The 14,111-nt window shown below is 67.1% G+C and carries 16 protein-coding genes; 6 read left to right on the top strand and 10 right to left on the bottom strand.

Translation table 11 applies throughout. From position 1 onward, the window contains the following. The first annotated feature begins 118 nt into the window (after positions 1 to 118). Both G6N24_RS17885 and cmaA2 read left to right on the top strand, forming a co-directional pair. A complete protein-coding gene (locus G6N24_RS17885) occupies positions 119 to 619 on the top strand; it encodes an FAS1-like dehydratase domain-containing protein (RefSeq protein WP_085157231.1) in 501 nt (166 codons plus the stop codon). Between the two features lie 22 nt (positions 620 to 641). Continuing rightward, a complete protein-coding gene (gene cmaA2, locus G6N24_RS17890; RefSeq protein WP_085157234.1) occupies positions 642 to 1,550 on the top strand; it encodes a cyclopropane mycolic acid synthase CmaA2 in 909 nt (302 codons plus the stop codon). A 3-nt stretch (positions 1,551 to 1,553) separates the two neighbouring features. On the opposite strand, the gene G6N24_RS17895 is transcribed toward cmaA2, so the two are convergent. The 8 genes from G6N24_RS17895 to G6N24_RS17930 all read right to left on the bottom strand — a co-directional run bounded on the left by G6N24_RS17895 (position 1,554) and on the right by G6N24_RS17930 (position 8,337). Next, positions 1,554 to 2,654 (bottom strand): lysophospholipid acyltransferase family protein, encoded by a 1,101-nt coding sequence (locus G6N24_RS17895; protein WP_139822215.1) that lies wholly within the window; start codon positions 2,652 to 2,654, stop codon positions 1,554 to 1,556. Beyond that, the gene (locus G6N24_RS17900) at positions 2,636 to 3,760 is read right to left on the bottom strand and encodes an SDR family oxidoreductase (RefSeq protein ID WP_085157237.1); all 1,125 of its coding nucleotides are present in this window, start codon (positions 3,758 to 3,760) and stop codon (positions 2,636 to 2,638) included. The genes G6N24_RS17895 and G6N24_RS17900 overlap by 19 nt, the downstream gene beginning before the upstream one ends. 67 nt (positions 3,761 to 3,827) lie before the next feature. After that, on the bottom strand, positions 3,828 to 3,929 hold the full coding sequence (locus tag G6N24_RS17905; RefSeq protein WP_003402602.1) for a 30S ribosomal protein bS22: 102 nt from the start codon (positions 3,927 to 3,929) through the stop codon (positions 3,828 to 3,830). A 121-nt stretch (positions 3,930 to 4,050) separates the two neighbouring features. Further along, positions 4,051 to 4,308, bottom strand: coding sequence for a cell division/environmental response transcriptional regulator (locus G6N24_RS17910; protein WP_085157240.1), 258 nt, complete (start codon positions 4,306 to 4,308; stop codon positions 4,051 to 4,053). 139 nt (positions 4,309 to 4,447) lie between these two features. Continuing rightward, entirely contained in the window at positions 4,448 to 5,323 is an 876-nt protein-coding gene (gene proC, locus G6N24_RS17915; protein ID WP_179963443.1) for a pyrroline-5-carboxylate reductase, read from the bottom strand. 168 nt (positions 5,324 to 5,491) lie between these two features. Further along, positions 5,492 to 6,334, bottom strand: a complete 843-nt coding sequence (locus G6N24_RS17920) for a sugar phosphate isomerase/epimerase family protein (protein WP_085157246.1) — start codon at positions 6,332 to 6,334, stop codon at positions 5,492 to 5,494. A gap of 15 nt (positions 6,335 to 6,349) precedes the next feature. Further along, a complete protein-coding gene (locus G6N24_RS17925; protein ID WP_085157248.1) occupies positions 6,350 to 7,321 on the bottom strand; it encodes a hypothetical protein in 972 nt (323 codons plus the stop codon). Then, on the bottom strand, positions 7,318 to 8,337 hold the full coding sequence (locus G6N24_RS17930; RefSeq protein ID WP_085157251.1) for a Ppx/GppA phosphatase family protein: 1,020 nt from the start codon (positions 8,335 to 8,337) through the stop codon (positions 7,318 to 7,320). Before G6N24_RS17930 ends, G6N24_RS17925 begins: the two co-directional genes overlap by 4 nt. 122 nt (positions 8,338 to 8,459) lie before the next feature. On the opposite strand from G6N24_RS17930, the gene G6N24_RS17935 reads away from it, so the two are divergent. After that, positions 8,460 to 9,254 carry a hypothetical protein gene (locus tag G6N24_RS17935; protein WP_085157254.1) on the top strand — a complete coding sequence of 265 codons (795 nt, stop codon included), beginning with the start codon at positions 8,460 to 8,462 and terminating at the stop codon, positions 9,252 to 9,254. 29 nt (positions 9,255 to 9,283) lie between these two features. Here G6N24_RS17935 and G6N24_RS17940 read toward each other — a convergent pair whose 3' ends face one another. Then, positions 9,284 to 10,006: a FadR/GntR family transcriptional regulator gene (locus G6N24_RS17940; protein WP_085157257.1), complete on the bottom strand. Its 723-nt coding sequence runs from the start codon at positions 10,004 to 10,006 to the stop codon at positions 9,284 to 9,286. A 116-nt stretch (positions 10,007 to 10,122) separates the two neighbouring features. Here G6N24_RS17940 and G6N24_RS17945 point away from each other — a divergent pair, with 116 nt between their 5' ends. Genes G6N24_RS17945 through G6N24_RS17955 form a run of 3 tightly spaced genes read left to right on the top strand, consistent with a single transcriptional unit; the run spans position 10,123 to position 13,315 of the window. Next, the gene (locus G6N24_RS17945; RefSeq protein ID WP_139822219.1) at positions 10,123 to 11,067 is read left to right on the top strand and encodes a hypothetical protein; all 945 of its coding nucleotides are present in this window, start codon (positions 10,123 to 10,125) and stop codon (positions 11,065 to 11,067) included. Further along, positions 11,064 to 11,393 carry a hypothetical protein gene (locus G6N24_RS17950; RefSeq protein WP_085157263.1) on the top strand — a complete coding sequence of 110 codons (330 nt, stop codon included), beginning with the start codon at positions 11,064 to 11,066 and terminating at the stop codon, positions 11,391 to 11,393. Before G6N24_RS17945 ends, G6N24_RS17950 begins: the two co-directional genes overlap by 4 nt. Further along, positions 11,390 to 13,315, top strand: coding sequence for a GMC family oxidoreductase N-terminal domain-containing protein (locus tag G6N24_RS17955; protein WP_085157266.1), 1,926 nt, complete (start codon positions 11,390 to 11,392; stop codon positions 13,313 to 13,315). The genes G6N24_RS17950 and G6N24_RS17955 overlap by 4 nt, the downstream gene beginning before the upstream one ends. Here the strand turns inward: G6N24_RS17955 and regX are convergent. After that, the gene (regX, locus tag G6N24_RS17960; RefSeq protein ID WP_085157269.1) at positions 13,278 to 13,961 is read right to left on the bottom strand and encodes a two-component sensory transduction protein RegX; all 684 of its coding nucleotides are present in this window, start codon (positions 13,959 to 13,961) and stop codon (positions 13,278 to 13,280) included. The genes G6N24_RS17955 and regX overlap by 38 nt on opposite strands. Between the last annotated feature and the right edge of the window lie 150 nt (positions 13,962 to 14,111).

Below are 14,111 nucleotides of genomic sequence, written 5' to 3' on the forward strand. Positions count from 1 at the left end.
CGGCCGAGGAGGAGCCGGGCAATCGGGACCCAGCCCGGCGACGATGCGGCCGGAACGGCCGAGGAGGAGCCGGGCAATCGGGACCCAGCAACTATTCGAGCGGAGAACGGCGCGCAGCATGACAACTCCCGAAGAAGCCCGAGGCCTCATCGGTAAGCACTACCGGCAACTCGACTACTTCCAAGTCGGGCGCGAAAAGATCCGCGAGTTCGCGGCCGCGATCAAGGACGAACACCCGTCGCACTACGACGAGGCCGCCGCCGCCGAGGCCGGTTACCCCGCGCTGGTGGCCCCGCTGACGTTCCTGGCGATCGCGGGGCGGCGCGTACAGCTAGAGATCTTCACCAAGTTCAACATCCCGATCAACATCGCCCGGGTCTTCCATCGCGACCAGAAGTTCCGGTTCTACCGGCCGATTCTTGCCAACGACAAGTTGTATTTCGACACCTATCTCGACTCCGTCATCGAGTCGCACGGTACGGTGATCGCCGAAATCCGCAGCGAAATCACAGATGCCGAAGGCAAACCCGTGGTCACCAGTGTCGTCACCATGTTGGGAGAAGCGGCCCATCACGAGGCAGACGCTGAGGCGACCGTGGCGGCAATTGCATCCATCTGATGGGGGAAGTAGGGTCCGTTCAATGACACAACGGGGTAAAGACGTTCTGCCGGATCAACTGTCTCCACCGATCGAAGCCGTCCAGTCGCACTACGACCGATCGAACGAGTTCTTCAAGCTGTTCCTCGACCCGTCGATGACGTACAGCTGCGCCTACTACGAACGCCCCGACATGACGCTCGAAGAGGCGCAGTACGCGAAGCGCGAACTCGCGCTGGGCAAACTCGGTCTCGAGCCCGGGATGACGCTGCTCGACATCGGTTGCGGCTGGGGCTCGACCATGCGGCACGCGATCGAGAAATACGACGTCAACGTGATCGGCCTGACGCTGAGCGAGAACCAGCTCGCCCACAACAAGCAGAAGTTCGCCGAGATGGACAGCCCACGGACCAAGGACGTGCGCCTGCAAGGCTGGGAGCAATTCGACGAGCCGGTAGACCGCATCGTGTCGCTCGGCGCCTTCGAGCACTTCGCCGACGGCGCGGGTGACGCCAGCTTCGAACGCTACGACCGGTTCTTCAAGATGTGCTACAACGTTTTGCCCGACGACGGCAGGATGTTGCTGCATACGATCATCGTGCCGAGCGCCGAGGAAGCCAAGGAGCTCGGACTGACGGCGCCGATGAGTCTGCTGCGCTTTATCAAGTTCATCCTGACCGAGATCTTCCCCGGCGGCCGGTTGCCCCAGATCCCGCAGGTCGACGAATACTCGTCCAGGGCCGGTTTCAAGGTCGAGCGTTACCACCGAATCGGGTCGCACTATGTTCCGACGCTCAACGCATGGGCCGCAGCGCTGGAAGCACATAAGGAAAAGGCGATCGAGCTGCAGGGCCAGCAGATCTACGACACCTACATGCACTACCTGACCGGCTGCTCGGACCTTTTCCGTGACCACTACACGGACGTTTGCCAGTTCACCCTGGTCAAGTAACGCTTAGCCGAAGAAGATGTTGCGGCGGCCGGCCAACAACCGGTACAGCGTCTGCTGGATCGTCTCACGCACCTGATCGGTCAACTCGAAGGTGACCATCGGGTCGTCGGCGTCGGTGGATGCGTAGTCGGCGGTGTAAATCGGCTCACCGAACGCGATGCGCCATTTCGACGGCAGCGGCACCAACCCGGCGGGCCCGGCCAACGGGAACAACGGTGTGATCGGGAAGTACGGCAGGCCAAACAGCCGCGCCAGCAACTTGACATCGGCCAACATCGGGTAGATCTCTTCGGAGCCGATGATCGAGCACGGCACAATCGGCGCCTTCGTGCGCAGCGCCGCCGACACGAACCCGCCGCGGCCGAACCTCTGCAGCCGATAGCGGTCCTCGAAGCGTTTGCCCAAACCCTTGTAGCCCTCTGGGAACACCGCGGTGAGCTCACCGGAGGCGAGCAGGCGCTGCGCATCGGTAGTGCAGGCCATGGTGTGGCCCGCCTTGCGCGCGGCCTCGCCGACCACGGGGAGGTCGAAGACCATGTCGGCGGCCAGCAACCGCAGATCCCGATGCGCAGGATGTTCATCGTGAACCGCCACCGAGAGCATCAACCCGTCGAACGGCAACACCCCGGCGTGATTGGCCACCAACAACGCGGCACCATCGCTCGGAATGTTCTCGACGCCGCTGACTTCAACCCGGAACCAGGACCGGAAGAAGAACCTCAGCAAAGGCCGGACGATCGCGTTGTTGAAGTGCGGATCGAACCCGAATTCATCGACGCTGTAGTCGCCGGTCAGCCGTTGGCGGAGGAATGCGGCAACCGCGGCGACGTGCCGAGCGAGATCGTTGAGGGGCGCCTCCGCCGGCCCCGACTTGCCGGCGGTACCCGCCAGGCGGCGGTGTTCATCGATCTCGCGGACGACGGCGGCGATCTGTTCGGCCGACGCCCGCCCGCTTGGATCAGACAGCAACGAGGGATGCTGACGGGACGCCTCCACCCGTTGACCCGCACGCCGACGCGCCGCTACCCGGCCCCGATTTGTGTGCAGTGGAATGACATTCGCTCTGGTTTCGCCCGCCACGATATCTACCTGACTCCACCCCATGGAATTGGATTTCGGCTACCCCAGCGCTGCGCCAATGCAACTGCGCGACCCTCCAAGGAGCGTACCCGATGCGGGTCGATAATGGGAGTCAAGCCGCGGCCGCGCAGGTAGTCGTCGAAGGCCTCAGCCGTCGACCATTTCGGCTGAAATCCCAGTTCGGAGCGCATTCTGCTGGTGTCCATCACGCGGCCATAACTCAGGTAAGCGAATTGTTCACGATTGAGTTCGGTATAGCGATTAGCTCGCCTCAGCGAATCAAGCGCCCAGACCCCAAAACCTGGTACCGGCAACGGGATTCGGCCCGCTCGCCGGATCGCCTGCGACAGCATGATGATCCCGTCGGCGCCGATGTTGAACGTGCCAGCCTTGCCGGCCATCGCCGCGCGCTCCAGCGCACCCAGCGCATCCTGCTCGTGGAGCAGCTGCAGTCGCGCATCGCGGCCCAAGATCGTCGGGACCAGCGGCCCCGCCAGATATCGCGACAGCGTCGTGTCCATCGCCGGGCCGATCATGTTGGCCAGCCGCAAAATGGTCACCGCGATATCGGGCCGGCGCCGGCCCAGCCCGCGCACGTAGCCCTCGATATCGAGGCTGTCCTTGGGGAAACCCTCGCGGAAAGGTCTACGGCTGCTGCTGTCCTCGGTGAACATCACCGGATCGTGCGGACTCGAGCCATAGACCTCCGACGTCGACTTCAGCACGACGCGGCGCACCGAAGGCGCCTTCTGGCAGGCCGCGAACAGTTGCATCGCACCCATCACGTTGAGTTCCTTCAACGCCACGCTGCCACCGGACCGCGGCGCGTATGACGCTGCCGCGGCGTGCACCACCGTGTCGACGTCGCCATTTCGAATCACCTTGGCGATAAACGGATTACGAATATCCGCGCGAACGAACTCAGCCCGGCCCATCCGGCGCAGCATGTCCTTGCTCGGCGCAATCGCGTCCACGGCGATCACACGGTTGATCAGGGGATTCTGCGCAAGCCGAGCAGTCAGGTAGCCGCCCAGAAACCGGCACGCACCGGTGACCAGCACAACCTTGGGGTAATGCACATTGTCGCTGCCGCTCGCTCCGCCGCCGCCCCGGCCGTTCGACGAATCCACTCCGATAGCCTAGCCGCGAGGAGAAACAGGAACGTTACAGCCGGGTGACGGTACGCGCCGGCGGGTCTTACTTGCCAAGTTTTCTGCGCTGCACCCGGGTGCGACGCAGCAGCTTGCGGTGCTTTTTCTTCGACATGCGCTTGCGCCGCTTCTTGATGACTGAACCCATGGACTCCGCTATCTGACCCGTGACCGGCTGATGTGAAATGACCCGGACACCTTACCCGGCTGCCCACGTGGAACACCAAACCGGCGCCACAGGCCCACGGGGGCCGGCGACTGACATTCGGCTAGCCCGCGTCGAAGTACGACGTCTCGAGCATGTCGTGGACCGCCTTGGCATGCACCCGGAACGACCGCCCAACCCGAACCGCGGGGAGCTCGCCGTTGTGCACCAGCCGGTACACCGTCATCTTGGAGACCCGCATCAGCGCCGCGACCTCGGCCACGGTGAGAAATTGAGTCCTGGCCTGCTGACCCTCGACGGAACCGGTGTCCCGCGGTTTAGCCGCGGAATCCCGTGCCGATGGTCCGTTCGTAGACGTCATCGCAACCCAATCGTGTCAGGCACGCCCAATGCCAGCGGCTTCCCCTCCGCCGGCACCAACACGCGCATACAAGGAGGAGAATAGCGGGACTAGTGGGGTTACTGGTACTGGTGGGGGAAAATCAGTTTAGAATCGTGAATTATTCAGATGTAATTCTTAGCTGCTCAGAGCGGCTTTTGGCGGCTTGGACCGCCGCGTCGACGGCTGCCCGCAACCCGCCGCGTTCGAGTTCGCGCAGCGCAGCGGAGGTGGTACCGCCGGGCGAGGTAACCGCCGCCCGCAATTGTGACGCCGAGGAGGCCACCCGCAAGCCCAGCGGCTCGCCATCGGCGGATCGCCGGTCTTGATCCATCCGCTCCAGCAGCATTGCCGCCGACCCGGCCATCGTCTGCGCGGTCAGCTGGGCGGCCACCTGGCGGCTGAGACCCACGGCGACACCCGCATCCACTAGGGCCTCGACCAGAAGGAAGAAATACGCGGGACCCGAACCGGACACCGCGGTCACCGCATCCATGTGCGACTCGGGAACCGTCAGCACGCTGCCGACCGCGTCGAACAAGGCCGAGACCTCCTCGAGCTGTGGTGCGGTCACGAACCGGCCCTTGGCGAGCGCGGTAACCCCCGCGCCCACCAATGCCGCCGCGTTCGGCATCGCCCTGATCACCGGTGTCCCGGCTGGGAGCTTGGATTCGAAGTACGCGATCGTGACACCTGCCGCGACGGTGACGAATACCTGCTCGGCACTATCATGCTCGGCCGCGGCGGCGGCAGCGGCAAGATCGTCCATCACCGCTTCGGCGTCGGCTGGTTTGACGGCGACGACGACGAACGTCGCGTTCTCCACCGCCTCGCTCACCGACGTCACCAACACCGAATAGGTGTCTGCCAGGTACTTGGCGCGATCAGCCACCTTCTCGGCCACCACCAGGTCTTTCACCTGCCGCCCCGCCCGCAGCAGACCCGACAGCAAGGCCTCACCGATGCTGCCGCCTCCGACGATCGCGATTCTTGCCATGTCGGAAAGCATCGCAGACAGCTCGGCCGAGCCGCGCTACCGGGAGGGCATCCGGGGAGGTACCAGGGCCAGTTGGCGCGACACCGGGCGCGGACAGCAGCGGCCAAGATCAACCTGCCGCAGCGCCATTGCGGCAGTGAATAACGCGTTGATGATCTCCCCGGGATATCAGCGCATCAAGTTCGTGCGGGCGAACTGCAACGATTCGGTCAGCATGGCTTCGCGCTCGTGGCCGGAACGCGCACTTGAGGTCGATACCTCCAGCACGACGTGACCGGCGAAGCCACCGCCCGCCAGCATCTGGCACACCTCGGCGCAGGGTTGTGTGCCGCGCCCCGGCACCAGGTGCTCATCGGCGGGCAAGCCGCTGCCGTCACACAAGTGCAGATGCACCAGTCCCGAACCCATCCGCCGCGCCATGTTGATCGCGTGGGTGCCCGCGGTCGCGGTGTGCGACAGGTCCAGCGTGTAGTGCGCGTGGTTGCCGTCCAGCGGGTCGTAGGACGGCGCGAACGCCGAGATCGCCGGGCCGGGACCACCGCCGCGTTTGCGCATCCGTGCCCGAGACTGGTCGGCCCCGAAGAACCGGTCGGCCCGGAACGGGAACATGTTCTCGACTGCCACCCGCACGTCGCTGGATGCCTCCAGGGCGGACACCTGGTCGGTGAATCCGTCGGCGTAGCGACGCTGCCACCGGAACGGCGGATGCACAACCACCGTCGGCGCGCCCAGTTGTTCGGCCGCGCGCACACTGCGTTCCAGCTTGAGAATCGGATTGGCGCCCCACACCCGCTGCGAGATCAATAGGCAGGGCGCGTGCACGGACAACACGGGTACGCGGTAGCGCCGCGACAGCCTCTTGACGGCATCGATGTCCTGGCTTACCGACTCGCCCCAGACCATCAGCTCCACCCCGTCGTAGCCGAGCCTGTCGGCATACTCGAATGCGGCCTCGGCCCGTAGCGGGTAGACCGAGGCCGTCGACAAGCCGACTTTGATCGCGGGGCGCACTGGCTGTGTGTGGCCCTAGCCCGATTGCAGGAGGGCCAACGGCCCCAGCGTGATCAGCGCCCCCACCGCAACCGCGATCAACGTGCTGCCGATGTCCTCGGTCTTGCGAACCACCCGCACCCCAACCACGAGTCCGAGGATGACCAACACTGCGAGCACCAACGCCACCATGCCGTTCCACCGCCACAACTGGTCGAAGGCGATGAACAGCCCGGCGCCGAACGCGACGGCCAGCATCGATTGCAGCACGATCACGCTGGCGCGCCAGAGCGCCTGGAGTTTGCCCGTCGACCGGCGGGCAGCTTCGGGCGCAAGGTCGCGCTCGAAATCCAGATGGCCCTCGTCGAGTTCGGTCTCGGCCACCAGCGAATCCGCCAGACCCGCCGCGACCTGCTCGTCGGCGCGCCGTCGCGCCACCTCGTCGGCGAGGCTCTGCCCACCGAAAAGCGTCCCTTCCGAAATCTGCAGGTAAGAGCGCACGTACGCGGAATCCTCGGTCGACGGCTCGGCCTCACGCACCTCACTGTCCATCACGTCGACCGAGATGTCGGTGTAATGCTCCACCGGGTCGGGACTCATATGCTCGGCACCCGACTGTTGCCCGGGTCCGTCCGCATCGCCGTCGTCGGTGCGACGCAGGGGGCGTGGATATTCGCTACGTTCCGGCCCGGATGCGGGTCGCGCGTGTGGTGACGACCTGGGCCACCGTGGCTCGGGTTCAGACCAGTACACGGTCTTAGCCCGGTGCTCGGCGGCCGGCTCGGCCGGTGCCGGCTTGGGATGGTCGGCTGTGTCGCGGCGATCATCACGGATGACGGGGATCTCACCGGTCAGCTCGGCGACGGTGACCGCGTCGGCATCGCCGCGCCGGCGGCGGCGCCGCCGGGTGACCGCCGGGGCACCGACGGTTCCATTCCTTGCCAGCAATTCGGCCACCGAGATTTGCCGCGTACCGGGGATCTCTGCCTCCGAGTGTGGTCCGGTCATGGTTTGCTGCCTCTCGATCGGTTAACCACGTTCCGATCAACTACCTGACCTCCAGCATCGCCCACCGAGGTCTCCACGAGAGCAGTTCCGTCGGCTTCGCTGTCGAGTTTGCGCAAGATGAGGCCTTCCCGTAGCGCCCACGGGCAGATGTCCACGGTTTCTATCGACAGCGCTCGCATGCTTGCCTCGGCCACCAGTGCACCCGCCACGATCTGTGGCGCTCGCTCGGCGCTCACTCCTTCCAGTTCTGCCCGGTCAGCGGTGGTCATCCTAGAGATGAAAGATATGAGTTGTCTGAGGCCGTTGGCCGTGAGCGTCCTTTTCACCCGCGGTCCGGCGGCTGAGGGCGCCGCACCGGTGAGGCGCGCCAACGACCGAAAGGTCTTCGACGTCGCAACCGCCAGGTCGGGCTCGCCGGCCTCGAGAAGGGTCGCGCTGGCATCCGCCAATTCCGCATCCAGCCAATCACGCAGCATCGCCACCCGTCGCCTCCCCGGCGGATCGTCGGGCAGCCACTCGCGGGTCAACCGTCCGGCACCCAGCGGCAGCGACAACGCGACCTCGGGTTCCTCGTCCACGCCGCTGGACACCTCCAGCGAGCCGCCGCCGATGTCGAGGTTGATGATGCGCCCCGCGCTCCACCCGAACCACCGTCGCACCGCCAGGAACGTCAGCCGCGACTCATCCACCCCGCGCAGCACCTGCAACTGGATACCCGTCTCTTTGCGCACCCGGGACAGCACGTCGTCGGAATTCTCGGCCTCACGCACCGCGGACGTGGCGAAGGCCATCAACTCGGCGCAGCCGGAGCTGACCGCGATTTTGGCGAACTCGTCGATCGTCGAAATCAGCTTGTCGGCACCGCGTTTGGTGATCTTGCCCGAGCTGTCGGTGGCCTCGGCCAACCGCAGCGTGGCCTTCGTCGAACTCATCGGCGTCGGATGCCCCCCTCGATGGGCATCCACCACCAACAGATGGACGGTGTTGCTACCCACGTCCAGCACACCCAAGCGCACGAAAACCAAACTAGCCGGGCGACGACACCGGCGCTCAGCGACCCGCATACAAGCCCGGTAATCGAAGCCAACCGGACCCGGCAGCCCAGGTCCGGCCAGAATCGTGGTCTAACGTTGACCCCGTGGCAAACTCGCGCCTGAGCTCGGTGCACCCGGGGCAAGAGGTCGAGTTGGATTTCCCCCGTGAGTGGGTGGAGTTCTACGACCCCGACAATCCCGAGCACCTGATCGCGGCCGACCTTACCTGGTTGCTGTCGCGGTGGACGTGTGTGTTCGGCACCCCCGCCTGCCGCGGCACCGTGGCGGGCCGACCGCATGACGGGTGCTGCTCGCACGGTGCGTTTTTGTCCGACGACGACGACCGCGCCCGGCTGGACGACGCGGTGCAAAAGCTCACCGACAAAGACTGGCAATTCCGCCAGAAAGGCTTGGGCCGCAAGGGTTATCTGGAACTCGACGAACATGACGGCCAGCCCCAACTCCGCACCCGCAAGCACAAGAACGCATGCATCTTCTTGAACCGGCCCGGATTTCCCGGCGGGGCCGGCTGCGCGTTGCACAGCAAGGCCCTCACGTTGGGGGTGCCGCCGCTGACGATGAAACCCGACGTCTGCTGGCAGCTGCCGATCCGGCGCAGCCAGGAGTGGGTGACCCGGCCGGACGGCACGGAAATCCTCAAGACCACCGTCACCGAATACGATCGCCGTGGCTGGGGCTCCGGCGGCGCCGACCTGCACTGGTATTGCACCGGCGATCCGGCCGCCCACGTGGGCAACAAGCAGGTGTGGGAGAGCCTCGCCGACGAACTCACCGAGCTACTCGGCGAAAAGGCCTACGCGGAGCTGGCGGCAATGTGCAAGCGTCGCAGCCAATTGGGGCTCATCGCTGTGCATCCCGCAACGCGGGCGGCCAAGTAGCCAGGTTGACCTGACCAGGCTCCAATCGGCTAACAGGTCTCGGCGTTCTCGTAAGACTGGACCATCCGTAGCGCGCTGGCATTCAGGTAGGCCTCGGCGGCGGCCGCGGCGGCCGTCGCATCGCGCGCCGATACGGCTTCGGTGATGGCCCGCAGGTCGGCGACCACTGCGTCGGCGTCGGCGTAGGCGCCGGTGAGCTCGTGTTCGCGACCGCCGAAGGCGTGCTCGACCCAGCGATAGAGCAACCCCAGCGCCCGATTGCGGGTGCCGTGGATCAGCACCCGGAAGAACGCGAGGTCGGCGGCTTGCCGCGCTGCGGCGGTGTCGGCCTCCTGTACCGCCGCCAACGCGGCTCGTAAGGCCCCGGAATCGTGGGGCGTGCTCCGGTCCGCCGCCAGCCGGCCGATCAACGGACCCAAGGCCGAGCGGATCTCGAGCAGCTCGACGAGAAAGCCTGGGCCGAGTTTTCGCACCAGCGCCTCGACCACCGCGGGATGGGTGAGACCCTCGGGGTCGCGTACCACGTTGCCACTGCCATGCCGGGCTTCGATCAGCCCCATGTGCTGCAGCCTCGCCAGGGCCTGCCGCAGCGACGTGCGGTTGACACCAAGCTGCTCGGCCAGCTCGCGCTCGGGCGGCAGCGTCGAGCCGGGCGGGAAGGCACCATCGAGGATGGCGTCGGCGATCGACGTCGCGATCTGTTCATCGAGGCGCTGACGGTCCGGCGGCCGAAAGATACTTGACTGGTTCATTGGCTCAACCAATATAGTGAACGGACCCGGGTGAGGTTCGGCGCCCCGCGTCGCGCACTCACCCCCGGGCCACGGGTCGCGGAATTGAGCGCAGAGGTAGTGCGGTGGAAAACGCAATGCAATCGGCCGCCGCCCCGCGGTGGCGGGGTAGGGCCGGCCGGCTGGAAGTCTGGTACGCCACCCTCTCGGACCCGGTGACGCAGGCCGGGCTGTGGGTCCACTACGAAACGGTGGCGCCGACAGACGGCGGGTCGCCATACGCGCACGGCTGGCTGACCTGGTTTCCGGCGGTGTCGACGGATGACCCGCCGCGCACCGAACGCTTCGGCCCCGAACCGGCCCGGCCCGCGACCGGCCCTGCCTGGTTCGACGTCGCCGGCGCGCGAATCGCGCCCGAAGAACTGGCGGGACGGACCAAGTCATTCGCGTGGGACCTGCGGTGGAAGGACAGCGGCGCCCCGCTGTGGACGTTCCCGCGCGTGGCCTGGGAGCGCGAGCTGCTGCCCGGCGCCCAGGTGGTGCTCGCGCCCACCGCACGGTTCACCGGCTCGCTGACCTTCGGCGACGCCGACCACCGCCTCGACGGCTGGCGGGGCGGCGTGGCGCATATCTACGGGCACGGTAACGCCAAGCGGTGGGGGTGGATCCACGCCGACCTCGGCGGCGGAGACGTCCTCGAGGTGGTCACCGCGGTGTCGCAGCGGCCTGGGCTGCGCAAACTCGCGCCGCTAGCGTTCGTCCGCTTCCGGATCGACGAAAAGGACTGGCCCGCAAGCCCGTTACCGTCGCTGCGGATGAAAACAACGCTCGGCCTGCGGCACTGGCAGCTGGAGGGGCGCATCGGGGGCCGCAACGTGCTCATCCGCGTCGACCAGCCCGCGCAACGCTGTGTGAGCCTGGAATACACCGACCCCGACGGCGGCACCGCGGTGTGCACCAACACCGAGCAGGCCGACATCCACGTCGAGGTCGGCGATCGGCGGTGGGAGGTGCTGGGCACCGGCCACGCCGAAGTCGGCCTGCGCGGCGCGGAAGCACCAACAGAAAGGATTCCGTCATGAGTTTTCTGCTGGACCCGCCGATGCTGGTCGCCTTCGGCATCCTCATCGAACGCGCGCTTCGCGAGGACCAGCGCGATGCCGCCGAGGCCGCCACGCTCGGCGTGTTCTTCGGCGGCTCCTTCGGCCTCTACAACAACGTGCCCGGACTCGGGGTGTTGTGGCGCCCCTTCCGCGCGCGGAACGGCCGCGACTTCATGTGGAACAGCGGGGTCTTTCACGTGCAGACCGACCAGTTGGATTGGCCGATGCACGCCGCGGCCGGGGCCATCTTCGCCACGTATCCGCTCTTTATCAAGCTGGGCCGGCGGCTCGGGCGCCTCACATGAGCCGTCTCGCCGACCGGGCTTGGACCTTTTCCTTGGCCTCCTTCGGCACCGCGCTACTCCCCCCAGAGCAGGGCGGTCCGACACCGGCTCAGTTCGTCGAGCGCGTCGACCGCTACGTCACGCGACTGCCCGCGACATCGCGACTGGCGGTGCGCACCGGGCTGCTGTCAATGGCGGCCGCCAGTTACCTCACCACCGGGCGGTCCCTGTCGAGGTTGAGTCCGGACGCGCGCGCTGGGGTGCTCCGCCGGGTCGCCGCGCTGAGCCCGGAGGCCGGCGCGGCCGTCGAGGGCCTCAAGGCCATCATGCTGCTCGCCAACGGCGCCGACGCCTACGCCCAGGAATTGCTCTCCCGCGCCCAGGAGCACGACCCGGCCCGCCCCGACGCCGCCATGACCGTCATCCCATCGACCGAGAGCCACTCGGTGATCGCCAGCGACGCGGTGATCGTCGGGTCCGGGGCCGGCGGCGCGATGGCGGCCCGCACCCTCGCACGCGCCGGTTGCGACACCGTCGTGCTCGAAGAGGGACGCCGCTGGACGGTCGAGGAGTTCCGGACCGCTCACCCGATCGACCGCTATGCCGGCCTGTACCGCGGCGCCGGGTCCACAGTCGCGCTGGGACGCCCCTCGGTGGTGCTGCCGATCGGCCGGGCGGTCGGCGGCACCACCGTCGTCAACTCCGGCACCTGCTACCGGCCGCCGCTCGCCGTGCAACTGCGCTGGCGCGACCAGTTCGGCCTCGGCCTCGCCGACCCAGACCGGCTGGCCGGCCAGCTCGACGACGTCGAGCGCACGCTGCGGGTCGCGCCAGTGCCGCTCGAGATCATGGGCCGCAATGGGCGCCTGCTGCTCGACGCCGCCACGGCCCTGGGCTGGCCGGCTGCGCCCATCCCGCGCAACGCGCCGGGCTGTGCTGGCTGTTGCCAGTGCGCGATCGGCTGCCCAAACAACGCCAAGTTCGGCGTCCACCTCAACGCGCTGCCGCAGGCGTGCGCGGCCGGCGCGCGGATCCTCGCTGAGGCACGGGTGGAACGGGTGCTGCACGAGCACGGCCGCGCCCGCGGCGTGCGGGCCCGCCGGCCCGACGGCACCGCGATCGACGTGCTCGCGGACATCGTCATCGTCGCCGCCGGTGCCACCGAGACGCCAGGACTGTTGCGGCGCAGCGGACTTGGCGCGCATCCACGGCTGGGCCGAAACCTCGCGCTGCATCCGGCGACCATGCTGGCCGGGCGCTTCGAGGGCGACGTTTTCGCGTGGCGCGGTGTGCTGCAGAGCGCCGCCGTGCACGAGTTTCACGAGTCAGACGGTGTGCTGATCGAAGCGACCTCCACGCCGCCGGGGATGGGGTCGATGGTGTTCCCCGGGTACGGCGCCGAGCTGCTCGGCTGGCTCGACCGGGCGCCTCATGTCGCGACGTTCGGTGCGATGGTGGCGGATCAGGGTGTCGGCTCGGTGCGCTCCGTGCGCGGCGAGACGTTGATCCGCTACGACATCACCCGGGCCGACCTCGCCAAGCTGCGGGTGGCGATGGCGGCGATGGGACGTCTGCTCTTCGCCGCCGGCGCGGTCGAAGTGCTGACCGGCCTGGCCGGCGCGGGCACGGTGCGAACGCCGGAAGCGCTGCAGGACCTACTGCGCCGGAGCAACCCGCGCAGCCTGCATCTGGCTGCCTTCCACCCGACGGGCACCGCGGCCGCCGGCTCCGACGGACAGGCCTGTCCGGTCGATGAAAACGGTCGACTGCGTGGCGTCGACGGGGTGTGGGTGGCCGACGCGTCGATCCTGCCGAGCTGCCCGGAGGTCAATCCGCAGCTGTCGATCATGGCGCTGGCGCTGGCCGTGGCGGGCGAGGTCGCCAGCGGCGCGCGTCGTCGCCGGGCTAGCCCTCCAGCTTGTAGCCCAGCCCCCGCACCGTGATCAGGTGCACCGGGTTTGCCGGATCAGCCTCGATCTTGGACCGTAGGCGCTTGACGTGAACGTCGAGCGTCTTGGTGTCGCCGACGTAGTCGGCGCCCCAGACCCGATCGATCAGCTGTCCGCGGGTCAGCACCCGCCCGCTGTTGCGCATCAGGTATTCGAGCAGGTCGAATTCCTTGAGTGGCAACGTAATAACGTCGCCGTTCACCGAAACGACGTGCCGCTCGACATCCATCCGCACCGGCCCCGACTCCAGCACGCCGTCGCTGATTTCGGAGTCGTCGTCGCCGCCGCGGCGCAGCACCGCCCGGATCCGGGCGATCAACTCCCGCGCCGAGTAGGGCTTGGTGACGTAGTCGTCGGCGCCCAGCTCCAGGCCGACCACCTTGTCGATCTCGCTGTCGCGGGCCGTCACCATGATCACCGGCACGCTGGAACGGGCGCGCAGCTGCTTGCACACGTCGGTTCCTGACATCCCCGGCAGCATCAAATCCAGCAGCACGATGTCGGCGCCGGCGCGATCGAACTCGGCGAGCGCAGCCGGGCCGTCGGTCACCACGGTGGCCTCAAACCCCTCCTTGCGCAGCAGGAATGCCAGCGGATCAGCCAGCGACTCCTCGTCCTCCACGATCAACACGGTCGTCATCGACGCCACTCCTCCTCATCGCTTCGCTCTGCATCGTCGTTAGCGCTGGTCATCGGCGCCGCTCTCCCCCGCGAGCGGGTGTGGGTACCTCCCACTTGTGCGGGCGTGCCCCCACCTCATCGCTTCGCTCAGGATGGCTATTAGTGCGGG

The organism is Mycobacterium lacus, assembly GCF_010731535.1.
Classification (GTDB): Bacteria; Actinomycetota; Actinomycetes; order Mycobacteriales; family Mycobacteriaceae; genus Mycobacterium; species Mycobacterium lacus.

What these genes read in the sequence shown, in the direction of transcription:
- G6N24_RS17885 (WP_085157231.1), top strand. Translation starts at nt 119, where the DNA reads ATGACAACTCCCGAAGAAGCCCGAGGCCTCATCGGTAAGCACTACCGG.
- cmaA2 (WP_085157234.1), top strand. Translation starts at nt 642, where the DNA reads ATGACACAACGGGGTAAAGACGTTCTGCCGGATCAACTGTCTCCACCG.
- G6N24_RS17895 (WP_139822215.1), bottom strand. Translation starts at nt 2,654, where the DNA reads ATGGGGTGGAGTCAGGTAGATATCGTGGCGGGCGAAACCAGAGCGAAT.
- G6N24_RS17905 (WP_003402602.1), bottom strand. Translation starts at nt 3,929, where the DNA reads ATGGGTTCAGTCATCAAGAAGCGGCGCAAGCGCATGTCGAAGAAAAAG.
- G6N24_RS17910 (WP_085157240.1), bottom strand. Translation starts at nt 4,308, where the DNA reads ATGACGTCTACGAACGGACCATCGGCACGGGATTCCGCGGCTAAACCG.
- proC (WP_179963443.1), bottom strand. Translation starts at nt 5,323, where the DNA reads ATGGCAAGAATCGCGATCGTCGGAGGCGGCAGCATCGGTGAGGCCTTG.
- G6N24_RS17925 (WP_085157248.1), bottom strand. Translation starts at nt 7,321, where the DNA reads ATGACCGGACCACACTCGGAGGCAGAGATCCCCGGTACGCGGCAAATC.
- G6N24_RS17940 (WP_085157257.1), bottom strand. Translation starts at nt 10,006, where the DNA reads ATGAACCAGTCAAGTATCTTTCGGCCGCCGGACCGTCAGCGCCTCGAT.
- G6N24_RS17945 (WP_139822219.1), top strand. Translation starts at nt 10,123, where the DNA reads ATGCAATCGGCCGCCGCCCCGCGGTGGCGGGGTAGGGCCGGCCGGCTG.
- G6N24_RS17950 (WP_085157263.1), top strand. Translation starts at nt 11,064, where the DNA reads ATGAGTTTTCTGCTGGACCCGCCGATGCTGGTCGCCTTCGGCATCCTC.
- G6N24_RS17955 (WP_085157266.1), top strand. Translation starts at nt 11,390, where the DNA reads ATGAGCCGTCTCGCCGACCGGGCTTGGACCTTTTCCTTGGCCTCCTTC.
- regX (WP_085157269.1), bottom strand. Translation starts at nt 13,961, where the DNA reads ATGACGACCGTGTTGATCGTGGAGGACGAGGAGTCGCTGGCTGATCCG.